General features: G+C 40.7%; 8 protein-coding genes. All 8 read right to left on the bottom strand.

Translation table 11 applies throughout. The annotated features are described in order from the left end of the window. Positions 1-123: 123 nt before the first annotated feature. On the bottom strand, positions 124-1017 hold the full coding sequence (locus NJ959_RS02825) for a sulfotransferase domain-containing protein (protein WP_254010226.1): 894 nt from the start codon (positions 1015-1017) through the stop codon (positions 124-126). Between the two features lie 42 nt (positions 1018-1059). Then, positions 1060-2859, bottom strand: a complete 1800-nt coding sequence (locus NJ959_RS02820) for an ABC transporter ATP-binding protein (protein ID WP_254010225.1) — start codon at positions 2857-2859, stop codon at positions 1060-1062. Between the two features lie 90 nt (positions 2860-2949). Beyond that, a complete protein-coding gene (locus NJ959_RS02815; RefSeq protein ID WP_254010224.1) occupies positions 2950-4236 on the bottom strand; it encodes a glycosyltransferase in 1287 nt (428 codons plus the stop codon). 494 nt (positions 4237-4730) lie between these two features. Continuing rightward, the gene (locus tag NJ959_RS02810; RefSeq protein ID WP_254010223.1) at positions 4731-6983 is read right to left on the bottom strand and encodes a GumC family protein; all 2253 of its coding nucleotides are present in this window, start codon (positions 6981-6983) and stop codon (positions 4731-4733) included. A gap of 327 nt (positions 6984-7310) precedes the next feature. Beyond that, positions 7311-8543 carry a glycosyltransferase family 2 protein gene (locus tag NJ959_RS02805; protein ID WP_254010222.1) on the bottom strand — a complete coding sequence of 411 codons (1233 nt, stop codon included), beginning with the start codon at positions 8541-8543 and terminating at the stop codon, positions 7311-7313. Between the two features lie 130 nt (positions 8544-8673). Beyond that, entirely contained in the window at positions 8674-10410 is a 1737-nt protein-coding gene (locus tag NJ959_RS31020; RefSeq protein ID WP_507237479.1) for a WecB/TagA/CpsF family glycosyltransferase, read from the bottom strand. Between the two features lie 449 nt (positions 10411-10859). Then, positions 10860-11873: a glycosyltransferase family 2 protein gene (locus tag NJ959_RS02790; protein WP_254010221.1), complete on the bottom strand. Its 1014-nt coding sequence runs from the start codon at positions 11871-11873 to the stop codon at positions 10860-10862. Between the two features lie 298 nt (positions 11874-12171). After that, positions 12172-12855 carry a calcium-binding protein gene (locus tag NJ959_RS02785; RefSeq protein ID WP_254010220.1) on the bottom strand — a complete coding sequence of 228 codons (684 nt, stop codon included), beginning with the start codon at positions 12853-12855 and terminating at the stop codon, positions 12172-12174. Positions 12856-12992 lie beyond the last annotated feature (137 nt).

The following is a 12992-nucleotide window of genomic DNA, read 5'->3' as shown; positions in this document are numbered from 1 at the left end:
TTTTGCCTCTTGGTTGGTAGTAAGCGATTTATCGCTACTTGAGGCGATGAATCACTTACTACGAACTTTTTTACTATTTAGGTTTTGTTGGTGATACTAGCTAAGTGCTGAAAGTCTCCTTGCTTACTTATCCCAATGAGATAAGTCGCGATTCAGAAACTCAGCCAGTCTGCGGTTCGGTTCCCTAAATCTTTCTACTAACATTTGACGAGTTTCGGGTAGCATTGGTGGTGGCATATATTGTGTTTCAACCCATTTTTTATACTGAAATCCTTTCAATAACTGATAAGCGCGATCGCGCATTCCTTTTGGCAGCAGTTTAGCAACTTGAGCAACTCCCGGAATTCCATTCACAGAAGCTGTTAGTTGTTTCCGTACAAACCAATCGGGATGATCTCCAGCTTTGTTGGCTGCAACCAGATTGTCGCCAACGACATCAATTCCCGGATCAACACCGATAAAACTAAAAATATTATTCAGTGTTTCTCCTGGTTTTTTGATTAAATCTTCCATTAACAGGAAAAGGCATGATTCTCTGGCAAAGAAGCCCAAATATTTTTCTATGCAATCTATATAATAGCCGTTATCCAAAAATTCACTCTGCTGTTTAATCGTTTCTTCAAAGGTATCCGACACCGCTAATTCAGGATGATATCGAGATCCTTTAAGTCTATGAATGTAAAAAGAATAAGCGCCATCGATGGGCTGCCGCATAATATAAATCAGCTTGATATTAGGCAATGTAGCCACAATTCTCTCAAGAGATTTCGGATGCTTCTGCAACCTAGAGTATGTGGTGGAAGCCTCGCCACAGATTTGATGGGGTTCAGCATCGCTAAATAAAGAAGTGTACCAATCCATCCCCCTATCGTAATGCGATTCGATCGCAAAAAAATCAGGTTCTTTGGGGGTAGACATGTAAATCTGGGGATGGCGACATAAATATTGATACAGGGTTGTTGTTCCTGCCTTTGCAGCACCGATGATAATAAAATCTGGTAATCGCTTTACATTCATATTAAAATATCCTACCAACTTCTCTGACTAACTTATTCATTTTTAACCAACAACTTCTTGATAACTCCCTGATTTGACAACAGTACCTTTATCCAACAGATAAATGCGATCGCAATGTTCAACTGTGGAAAGACGATGAGCGATAATAATTAAAGTCTTTGTCCCAGCCAGAGAACTAATTGCCTCACTCACCAGGCGCTCAGTTTCAGTATCTAGTGCCGCCGTAGCCTCATCCAGAACTAAAATTTCTCGCTCATGATAAAGGGCACGAGCAATACCAATCCGCTGTCGTTGTCCCCCTGATAATCTTACTCCTCGCTCACCAACACTAGTCTTAATCCCATCAGGAAGTTCCTCTACTAATTCCTCAAGTTGAGCGGCTTTGATCGCCTGTTTCATTCTTCCATAATCTATTTTATCATCCGGAACCCCAAAAGCAATATTTCTCTCAATTGTATCATCAGTCAAAAAAATTGATTGAGGAATATAGCCAATCAAATCCTGCCAATAACGGAGATTATTATAGATAGAGACACCATCAACTAAAATATCTCCACTCTCAGGTGGCAACAAACCTAAAATAACATCGACTAAGGTGGTTTTACCCGATCCAGATTTACCAATGAGAGCGATAGATTCACCTTTTTTAATACTTAAAGACATCTCCTTAATAGCAGGTTCTGATGTCCCGCTATAACGGTAAGTAATATGGCTCAATTCAATTTGCCTTAGAAAAGGTATCACTTGACGCTCACCAGGTTGAGATTTCAGGAAGTTACCACCCTTAAAATTCCCAGTAATGTCTATATTCTTTTCTACCTTTTCTCGATCTAATTCTTTGAGGTCAAAATACAGCATATCCAAAGCATAGCTACCATTACGCATTCTGCCTACTCCCTGTATCAACTGACTGGCTGATGGAATTAAGCGCATGGAAGCGATCGCAAAAACTCCCATTACTGAAGTCAAGTCTTCTGAACTTTGTTTTAAAAATAATTGAGATATCGATATAAACAAGACGACAAAGGCAATTAAAGATGTTTCAATTAAAATCCGAGGTAACAATTGCGAAGTATTAAATAAGGTGGCTGCTTTTTCATGTCTAAGAGTTTGCTCCTCCATCTGTTCCCCAAAGTAGGATTCACAACCAATTACCCGCGTCTCTTTCAATCCACCTAAGCCATGATTTATTGTTCTAATTATTTCTTTCTGACTTTCTGATACTATCTTACCCCAGGCTTTGAATTTACCACCTAGGCGGTAGAAGGCAATAAAGGTTGGCAGTAAAATTGCCATAATCATTACCAGCAGCAGTAGATCAGTCTTTGCCAACAGTAATAACAAAACAACTATAACAACTAGGTTTGCCGCACTCTCTAAGATGGGTTGCAGACAGTTCAGAGTAAACTGATTAGTTTCTAATATAATATTTTTGATTAAGCCAGCAGTATTTCTGCTTAAATGAAACGTATATGGCACGACTAAATAAGCATTGAATAATCTTAATGACTGTAGCCTTTTTTGGTCGAATGTAAACTGAAATATGTAATAGCGAGCAAAAAAATAGCCCAGTGATTTGATACAGAATAAAGCAACAATTCCCAAACCTAATATCGGGATAACTTGGCGACTTGATGTGAGACTGAATTGGATGTAAATCCACTCTAGGATAGGAATTTTGTGGATAAATTCTGGTTCAGATGCTAACCGCAAAAATGGTCCGATTAGTCCAATACCTACAGCCTCTAGGACAGAAGTTAATACAAACACCAACATGAGGAAAATCAGACTTCTTTTACTTCCGGTCAGGACGTAAAATACTTTTGATAGATATTTGTTCATGGGGTCTTACTGATTTTCATAAACGACTCCTGGTGGTTGGGATACATTACACCCTATTAAAGATATTACTTCATTGGGTTATACTGATTTTCATAAACGACTCCTGGTAGTTGAGATCCTGGCAGAGGAAAGATCTGGCAGTCGGTAATTAATATTCCCCGGGTTAGTCTCCAGATCCCGATCAAAGCGAAATAGTGCGGCTAACTTACCAGCCTCTATCGCTGCATCATGTTGTTGTGCAACCCGCTTAACTCCAGTCTTCCCCATTTGCACCAAATCTGCTAGAGGCAACTGCAAGATTTTACGCATCGCATCAGTTAAGGCTTCAACTGATCCCGGCGGTATCAGCCAACCACAAACTCCATGTTCCACCAATTCCGGTATCCCGGCGACATAGGTACTCAAAACTGGACGGCCTAAAGCTAGGGCTTCCATAATTACTACAGGTAATCCTTCCGCAAAACTGGGCAAAACTAGTGCCCTGGATAACAAAATCTCTTGCTTAACCTCAGCATTACTAGCCCAACCTGTAATCTTAATATGGTTTAGCAAGCCAAGCTGGATAATTCGGGATTCAATCTGAGATCTCAGCGGACCATCACCTACTAATACTAATTTAAACTGCCAACCTTCAGTAGCTAATTTACCTGCGGCTTCAATTAATAGTAAATGCCCTTTTTGTTCGCTCAACCGCCCGACACAAACTAACTGAGGTAAATCTGGGACAGTGGTTAAATTTTCTTGGAAAAATATCTCGTCTACACCGCAGTGAATGACATGAATTTTTGACCAATCTTCGAGACTGCACCAGCGATAAAGCTGACTCCTACCGAAGGAACTAATTGCCACGACAAATGCCGATCTCTTAATTTTTTCTGCCAACGCTATCCCTTTTGCTTTGTCAAATTCTTCTGGGCCGTGAACTGTAAAGCTGTAGGGAGGTCCACCCAATCGGTGGCATAACATTGCCACCGCAGTGGAATTTGTGCCAAAGTGAGCGTGAATGTGGCTAATTTTATCATCTAGACACCAAATTAGAACCACGCAAGCTTCAGCTAAGTAAGCTAAATGAAGTAACATGCCTCTATCTGAACCCCAACCAATTCTCAGGGCTAACCATAATGCCTGGAAAAAAAGAACTGGTTTAGTTATAAAAACCCGCAATAAACTAATTAGCAAGCCAACTTTGCCAATTCCCAAAACATATCGAGTTTTTGTTAGTTCGAGTTTGTCTGCTTCATCAACCAATTCAGATTGGCTGCAACGGATGGCAAAACGCGCTACTTTTATTCCACATGCTTCAAGTCCGAGGATTTCTCGCCGGATGAAGCTGTGACTCACTTTTGGATACTGATTAACTAGATATGCAATTGTCATTGTCAATTCGAGAAATAATTTTTTCTCGTTAAATAACTGCAAGATTATCCGAGCGAACTAAAGTAGATCCAAAGTAGTAGGGTGGGCAGTCCCCTTAAGAAGTTGAAAAGCTTACTATTACGTTAGTAGGGACTGCCCACCCTACGGTTATTGCTAGATAGAAACGAATCAAATCAAATCGTTGCATCAATAGCTATGAATAGCTCTATTTGAGCTTTATGGAAACCTGACTTAAAACTAGCAAGTAGGCAGTAGAGCAAATATTTTTCTAGAATCAGGATAAAATTATAGTGTCCATCAGCTCGATTGGATCTAGCTTTTGGACTTATCCGTAACTCCTTCACTATTATATCCCGCTCGATCCCAAGTGGCAAGAGAACAAATCGAATAAAATTTTGGTACATCTCATAAGTAGTAAATCAATCATTCGTAGCACAGGCATCTCGCCTGTGGCATAATCTAAGCACCTCCACTGAACTTCTGAAACAAACAAACTATTCAATATCACCAGTCTGGACGCGATTAACCACCACGCCCAGGATTGGCAAACCATATTTTTCAATTCTAGCCCTAGCTTTCTGAACTAACGATTGCTTCGTCTGCCCCATCGTCACAACCATTAAAATGCCATCAGTATTCGCAGCGAGAAAACTCGCATCTGTATAATCCAGCAAATTAGGTGTATCGTAAATCACTAAATCGAATCTAGCGTGCAATTTCTCCATCAAATGCTGCATGTGGGCAGATGCCAACCGTTTAGGAGAATTTGGTAAGGATTGGCCGGAAGTTAATACAAAAAGATTTTCATCCAAAGGTAATTGCTCGATCAGATCTTTAGGTTCCAATGTTTTTTCTAACAGATCCCTTACTCCTTGTACATTTGGCAGATCTAATCGCGTGTGGAGACTTGGCGATCGCAAATTATTATCTACTAATAGCACAGTCTTGCCTGTAGCTGCTGCGGTTTGAGCCAAGTGAAAAGCCACCGTAGACTTACCATCTCCCGGTGCAGCGGAACAAACGACTAAGGACCGAATAGGCGAATTAAAAAAGCCAAAACGGATATTAGTGTAAAGTGACTCAAAAGACTTTAAAAAAGGACTCTCATAATTATCTTCCTTGGCGGTAATAGATTTATAAAACAGGATGGAATTAGACAAAGATTTAGGTTGTTTTTCTCGGGGAATTTTGCCTAAAATATGCCATTTAGTTGTTTCTTCAATATCCTCAGTTGCGTAAAATATATTTCGCACTTTTTCATAGAGAATAGCTAGTACCAAACCTAAAATTATACCTCCTGCCACTCCTGCCATTAGTTTCTTAGAAGAAGTGGGCAGTGGGATCGGATTATTCTCCCCATCCCTAGGAATAGTCGGCTTGGCGACGATCTCCCAAGGTATGTTATTCTGAGCTGCTTGTACTCGCAAAGTTTCCCGCTGACTTAAGAGTTGGTCAAGAGTCTTAGTTGTAATTTCTAACTGTCGCTGTATAGAATTGTGTTGATTAGCAACAGCCGGGAATTGTTGAGCTTGTCGCTCAAAATTGTTGGTGGTTTTTGCCAAAGATTGAGTGCGGAGTTCTAATACTTTAATTTTATTTTCCGTCTCAATCAATTGTCCAATCAGTTGTTGACGAGTAGAATTTTGAAATGCTAGCACCTCAGAATTAATGGTAGTCTTAGTTAAGTTTTCTCCCAAAATCTCTTGCCTTTTTCCATCCGTTAAACTTTGTAAATTATCTAGTTTTTCCGCTAGTGTTTTGATTTGGGGACTATCGGGCAAAAAGCGAGCCGATTCTTTGGCAATCTGACTTTCTATGTCCTGGATTTGCGTCTGTAAATTTTGATAGTTGGGATTGTCACTTAAGGATGATGCTGCAATAGCTTCATTTGGTGTTAGACTTAATTTTTGTTGTAAGTTTAGGTATAATATTTTTTGTTCCTGTAGTTCTCGTTGGGCGACTAATTGATCGCTAGTCATTTGACGCACTTGGGCGAATAATTCTGTCCCTTCCTTCGTCGGATCGATCAGATTGTATTGCTGTTGGATTTTCTGTAGCTGTGACTGAAGTGCCTTGACTCGGTTCTCCAACTCCGGCCGTTGTTCCTCAATAAACCTAATCCCTTGACCAATATAAGTCTTCCGCTCATCAAGACTATAATTTAAGTATCGTTTTGCTGTTGTATCTAAAACTAATTGGACGACTTTTGGATCGAGTCCTTGATAGCTAACCGTAACGATCTTAGTTTTACCACCAAACTGTTTTGAAATGAGACGTTCAACTGTTAATCCATTCTTAAGTTGACCCACACCAAAGTCTGGTTGCTGAACTTTAACTTGTTCAACAATAGACTTAAACATTTCTGAACTGGTGAGAATTGTAAAAACAGTCGAGTAATCTAGTTCATCACCTTTCCCATTTGATAGTTTAACTGGAGTACCAGTAAGGGCGCTGGGATCTGTTAATTTCTCTTCAGATGTAACAGGTTCAACTAAAAGTTGAAAACTCCCCGCATAAACTGATGGTGATTTATTGTTCACATAGACAGCCGCCGCTGTCATTAGACTCGTTATCCCAGCAATTAGCAAGATGCGGCGCTGAATAATCCTCAAAAGAGGACGTATATTCAATCCTTTTTGCGGGGGAGAAGTCGGATCTAGATCTTCCTCTACAGGGGATTCCTCTAACGGTCTAATCTTTTTGCTATTTAATAAGACTTCTAAGTCCTGGCTGGAATCTTGGGGCATCTTAACTCTTTTAAGGATAGATTAATACAGCCATTTTCCCATCCACATTCTTGTGTTCGGGATTTATTTGGATTCTGGTTTAATGCTCCCTTCTTTCTATTTTTACTTTGGTATCATACCTGGTGATTTATTACTGCTATTTTTGATACAAAAGCGACTATAGTTTACACTATACCAATCGCTAGGGCGGTTAAGAGAGCAGAAAACGCCATAACCAAGTCACAGCAGGCATTTCACTTTTGACTTTTGACTTTTGCTATATACCAGGGTTATGTAAATAGCAGCAGTAGATGGGGATGTTAGCAGCACTCCTGATACTAGAAAATTTTAGGGGAATTCCGGATCTTTGATACCATCCCGTTGAGTTCTATTCCATTTTGTCTGAGGTTGCACCAGAAACCCCAGATAAAGGGGAATTTTCCACAGGATGTAAAAGGGTACGCTTAACAATGTCAAGAGGGGTAAGTCAGTACGTCCGAACTTAGCCCAAGCTGCCATAATGGCTACCAGAAGGAAAACTCCCTCTATTCCCAACAAAACTGCGCCCACCCATGCACCACTCCACCAGAATGTGAGTAATGCTCCTCCCAGCATAACTCCCCAAATCCCAACTAGCAAGGAAAGGGGCGGTACTAAAAAGTCCACAGCCATGACGAAGAGGTCAACACGTCGTTTAATAATAGATGCTTTTAAGAGTCGAGGAACTTGGGTTAACGAGGTTTGTAAATGACCATGTTCCCAGCGTTTCCTTTGTTTTTTGGCAGCTTGCTGCTGCTGCGGTAGCCGTCCGATTACTTTAGCCTCTTCACAAAATATAGTAGCATATCCTGCGATCGCTAAATCTATCCCTAGCTGCATATCCTCTACTATGTTACCACTTGCCAGAGGTGCTTGGCGAATGACAAACCAAGGAAACGCCATCCCTGTGCCTGTCAACAAACATGGTAGTCTCAGTTGAGTTAATCCTCTCAGACGGACTAAATTTTTGACGGTAAATGCTAAAGCGGAAACCCCATCCTTTGGTTTTGGGTTAGGAGGTTTTTCCATCAGGTAGAGGGATTGGACAGGTAATTTTGCCGCAGCCGCAAGAGAAGCAATTTTTTTGATTGCCCCCTCACACACAATTGAGTCAGCATCCACGATAATCACTACATCTGGCGGATCGTACTCAAGAAATCTGATCCCATAGTCTAAAGCATAACCCTTCCCTTTGCGATCGCGATCTTGTCGTTCAATAACTGTCGCCCCTAATTTACTTGCGATCGCGGCTGTTTCATCAGTACAATTATCTGCTATAACTACTAATCTATCTCTGTCTGTTAATTGAGGTAGTAATGTCTCAATTGTTGCACTAATTCCAGATGCTTCATTATAGGCTGGCACTAAAACTGCTACCCTAGGTTGAGCTGCCTCTACTTCAGTATCCCATACCGCCGTTCTACTTGGGAATAAAGCTGCTATACATTCAATAAAAATAACCGCAACTGGAATCATCAGTCCAATTGCGCTAACTACAAGTATAATATCGACAACTAAAGAAGTTATTTGATAATTAAACATAATCGAGCCACCTTTATTTCTCTTCACAACTATCAATGGTGAATAGCTAATGACCACTAGGAACACGGGAATTAGTCATTAGCTATTGGTAGATCGCAATCGTGGGGTTGATTAACACTCATCCTTTTTCCTATGCTGCACCACTCTCTTTCTGAAATACAACCGTAAGCGTTTTCAGGATTAGCTGAATATCATAGATTAAACTCCATCTTGTTTGGTAACGCAAATCCAGTTTAATGATATCTTCAAACTGGCGAATTTTAGAGCGCCCGTTTACCTGCCACTCACCTGTCATTCCGGGTTTTACATCTAGTCTTTGCCATTCTGGTACTTCATAAATTAACACTTCACTTGGTGTTGGGGGACGAGTACCCACCAAACTCATGTCACCTTTTAGGACATTCCAAAACTGCGGTAGTTCATCCAGACTGGTTTTCCTCAAAAAACGACCAATTACTGTGATTCGTGGATCATTTTCATTCTTGAATATCTTGCCATCTGCTTGATTTTCGATACTATTTTTTAGTTTTTCCGCATTGACAAACATCGAGCGAAACTTCCAAATCCTGAACCGCTTGCCCATCCAACCACACCGAATCTGGCTAAAAAAAATGGGGCCAGGGCTGTCAATTTTAATTGCGATCGCAATCGGTATGAACAAGATTGCTGTAATAAGCAAACCCACAATTGCCCCTAAAATATCTATGGATCGCTTCACCTGCGATCGGATAGATGGGTGAGTTTTTGGTAGATTTTGTTTTGTTAGATCAACGGTAGGTTTGGCAAGATCATTGAGGGACTCAATTCTCAAAACGTTATGGAGTCCAGTCATTTCCAATACAGCCATCACGGGTGGAGTTACACCTCTAAGTAAGAATTCAACCCTTTTTTCTCTGGCTTCTTTGTAATTACTCACCAGTGCGCCAATCCCACTGCTGTCGATAAAATCGGTTTCGCTGAAATCCAAAATAATTTGGGAAGGCATAACACTTGATTGTAGAAGCTGATTAAATTTTTCTTTCAACTTCACTGCTTCAATAACACTCAAGTGTTTCGGTAATTTAATTATTGCCGCATCTTCTAATAACATTGGTTGAACATCTGTATTTGCCATAGTTTCCGTGAACGGCTTCCTGTAAAGATTGAGTTTTTGCTGTAAAATTAGCCAGAAAAAGAGTGGATCTTCTACCAAGTATCGTTTCCATAGTCTGTCGGGTTCAGATAACAGTCGGTACAACCATTCCATCCCCACATCACTCATCCACTTGGGAGCGCGATCGACATTTCCAGCTTCAAAATCAATTGTAGCTCCGATGCCGAAAATGATTTTAATGTTTGGCAGTTTATCTTTATATTTGGCAATCCATTTTTCCTGCTTTGGCGATCCAACTCCTACTGCTAGTACTGTAGCGCCAGAATGATTAATTTTATCAATGATTTCCTCGCATTCCTCTTCTTTCTTCTCAAAGCCAAAGGAAGGCGAATGGGCATCAACTACAATCTCTCTGCCAATTTTGGTATTAATTTTGGCTTTCGCTTTCAGAGCAACTCCTTCAGCCGCTCCTAAAAGAAAAATTTTGATGTCTTGATTATATTTATGATACTGACAAAAAGCTGGAAATAAGTCAGAACCAGAAATCCTTTCTTTGATTGGCGTACCTAAAAGTTTAGATGTATGGACAATTAATTGGCTGTCACAGACTTTGTAGTCAGCTATATTATAAGCTCGGACAAAATCCAGATCCTTCTGTAGCTTGACAAAATGATCGATATTTGCAGTAAAGACAATGCCAGACTCTAATTTTCTGAGAAACTCTGTCATCGACAGGTTATCTAGACGTAAGTTGAGGATTTCTACGCGATTCATAGTTAATAGCCCAGGATAAACTAGTGATTCGATTTTGCACCATACAGGCGGTAGAATTTACTTACACCCTAGCCTGTACAATAAATGAATTGTTTGGACGATCGATGTGGTAGCTATTTTCATCAGCTAAGATTCTAATTTTAGAAGCTTCACTATGTTTGAATATAACTGAAAACCACAGTGATGGCAATCACAATTTGGGCAACTTCATCAGATCTTTAAAGTAATGGGATATGCTTAATTATTCGGCAAAATCACTATGCGTATAGAACATTTATATATGAAGAATCTGTGAAGATACCCCATATTCCGATGTGAACAACAGAATTAAAGTCCACAGCATAACTTTCTCTACCTGATTCTGAGATTAAAGAATAATCGGGGAGAAGTAGGGGAGATATAGCAAAAGTCAAAAGTCAAAAGTTAAAAGTGATTAGCAATTTGGGTGATTATGTACCTGCAATCGTCGGCTGTTTGTATTCAATTAACTGCCCCTCCTTGCCCCGCCATCGCGTTAGCCAGTATTTACTCTGCCCAATTGCCTCCGGGATTTTACTGACTACGCACCAAAACCCATATAATCTGGCATGAGATGGCAAATCCCCACAACTTTGCCGATAGCGAGACACCCGCCACATCAGGATTGGATAACCCATCCATAAAAATAAACTCAGCCCAAATGTAGGCAAAGCCAATCCCAAGGTAACCAGTGGTAAAATTAATCCCCAAAACCAACGACTAAAACTTTCCCGCACCATATACTCTTCAGGAGATTTACCGTGGATAGCCACACCTTCTGCAATTGCCCAACCACTACGGATAGAGCGCTTCCACCACTGACTGAATTTCATCATGGCGGCATCATGTAGTGTCATATCCGCATCAATACGGCAGATTTTCCACCCAAGCTGACGCAACCGGATACACATTTCCGGCTCTTCGCCGCAAATCATTGTTTCTTTATATCCGTTTACTTCTTCAATAGCAGTAATTCTTATCGTGGCATCACCCCCGCAAAATTTCGCTTCACCAACAGGGGTATTCCATTCCATATCCACCAGTCGATTGTAAACCGAGGCATCGGGAAATCTTTCCCGCCGCCTCCCGCAGACAATAGCTAAATTATCATCATTTTCCAGAGTTGCGATCGCCTCCTCAATCCAACCTTCAATCAATTCGCAGTCTCCATCGATAAACTGCACGTATTTCAGATTAGCAAAATGTTCGATTAAATACTTCCACCCAGTATTCCTACCTCGTGCCATTGTAAATGGACGAGACATATCCAGCTCAACGACTTGAACCCCCAGAGATTTAGCGGCTACTATACTATCATCGGTTGAACCAGAGTCAACATAAATAATTGGTGTCTCTTTTGGTAACTGCGCAATTAATGACTTGAGGCAACGAATCAGTCGTTCCCCCTCATTTCTGCCAATTGTTACTACACCGATGTTACTCATGTCAATTTATTAAAAGGGCGTGTTTTCTAGAGTCACAAATTTCGGGTAGAGACAATCCCCTCCAGCGATAGCAATCCTAAATTTGATTGGTTTAAGAAACCAGGTTTTTCAAAAAAACCTGGTTTCTGTGAGCTAGTTTAGCCCTTATATCTTTCTACAACAGGGGTGGAAATTAATTATGCGTTATCCACAATCCTTGTAGAGACGTTTCATTGCAACATCTCTACAAGGATTGTTCGCGCCTGGGTCTACTAGAGGAAGATAATGGTTAGCTATATTAGCTCAACTATTATTACTCTTAGCAAAAAGCACTAGCGTCAAAGCTACCGACGTTAGTAACAACTGCTAAATCAATGCCACTTTGGGAAATGATTACATCACTACCACTCCAAGTAAAAGTTGCAGGAGCAGCACCGCTTACGTTAAATGTAGTTGAACCTAGGACGAAGTTATGAATGGTATCAATCCCACTATTACCACTTGACAGATTAACCACAGCATTACTACCGTTAAGCCAGATTGAGTCATTCCCAGCACCACCAGTAATGACATCGCCGTTGCCACTGGAGTAAATCTTGTCATTCCCAGCAGCGCCAATCAGTATGTTAGCACCCCCACCACCATGGAGGATATCGTCGCCAACCCCACCATTAAGGATTTCGTTGTCAGCACCACCAAAGATTCTGTCATTGCCAGAATTGCCATAAAGCTCGTTTAAGCCAGCACCACCATTGATAAGATCGTCGCCAGCGCCACCACTAATGAAATCGTCGCCAGCACCACCAAAGAGTGTATCATTGCCAGCGCCGCCATCAATGTTATCGTTGCCAGCACCACCATCAACCCAATCATTGCCATTACCAGCATTAATGGTATCATCGCCAGCAAAACCTTTGATAATATCATTACCGTTTAAAGCGTTAATTACCTCAATGCCTTTGGTACCTAAAATTGTATCTGCGCTGTTTGTTGGTGCTACCATTTTTCCTACCGTCCTTTTGTTTTACTTGGGTGTGTGGTCTTTAACTCTCCACATATCTAACTTAACACGGACTTTCTGTTAAAAACATCAAGATTTCAAGAAGTTCTGATGAAGTTATGATGAATTTTTTGTTTCCA

It is taken from the genome of Limnofasciculus baicalensis BBK-W-15, from assembly GCF_024178385.1.
Classification (GTDB): Bacteria; Cyanobacteriota; Cyanobacteriia; order Cyanobacteriales; family Coleofasciculaceae; genus Limnofasciculus; species Limnofasciculus baicalensis.
Note: the sequence above shows the minus strand (reverse complement) of the source record. Positions and strands in the feature narration are given on the sequence as shown.

Bases quoted from the DNA above. Each gene is read 5' to 3' on its own strand.
- NJ959_RS02825 (WP_254010226.1), bottom strand. From the start codon at position 1,017: ATGAATGTAAAGCGATTACCAGATTTTATTATCATCGGTGCTGCAAAG.
- NJ959_RS02820 (WP_254010225.1), bottom strand. From the start codon at position 2,859: ATGAACAAATATCTATCAAAAGTATTTTACGTCCTGACCGGAAGTAAA.
- NJ959_RS02815 (WP_254010224.1), bottom strand. From the start codon at position 4,236: ATGACAATTGCATATCTAGTTAATCAGTATCCAAAAGTGAGTCACAGC.
- NJ959_RS02810 (WP_254010223.1), bottom strand. From the start codon at position 6,983: ATGCCCCAAGATTCCAGCCAGGACTTAGAAGTCTTATTAAATAGCAAA.
- NJ959_RS02805 (WP_254010222.1), bottom strand. From the start codon at position 8,543: ATGTTTAATTATCAAATAACTTCTTTAGTTGTCGATATTATACTTGTA.
- NJ959_RS31020 (WP_507237479.1), bottom strand. From the start codon at position 10,410: ATGAATCGCGTAGAAATCCTCAACTTACGTCTAGATAACCTGTCGATG.
- NJ959_RS02790 (WP_254010221.1), bottom strand. From the start codon at position 11,873: ATGAGTAACATCGGTGTAGTAACAATTGGCAGAAATGAGGGGGAACGA.
- NJ959_RS02785 (WP_254010220.1), bottom strand. From the start codon at position 12,855: ATGGTAGCACCAACAAACAGCGCAGATACAATTTTAGGTACCAAAGGC.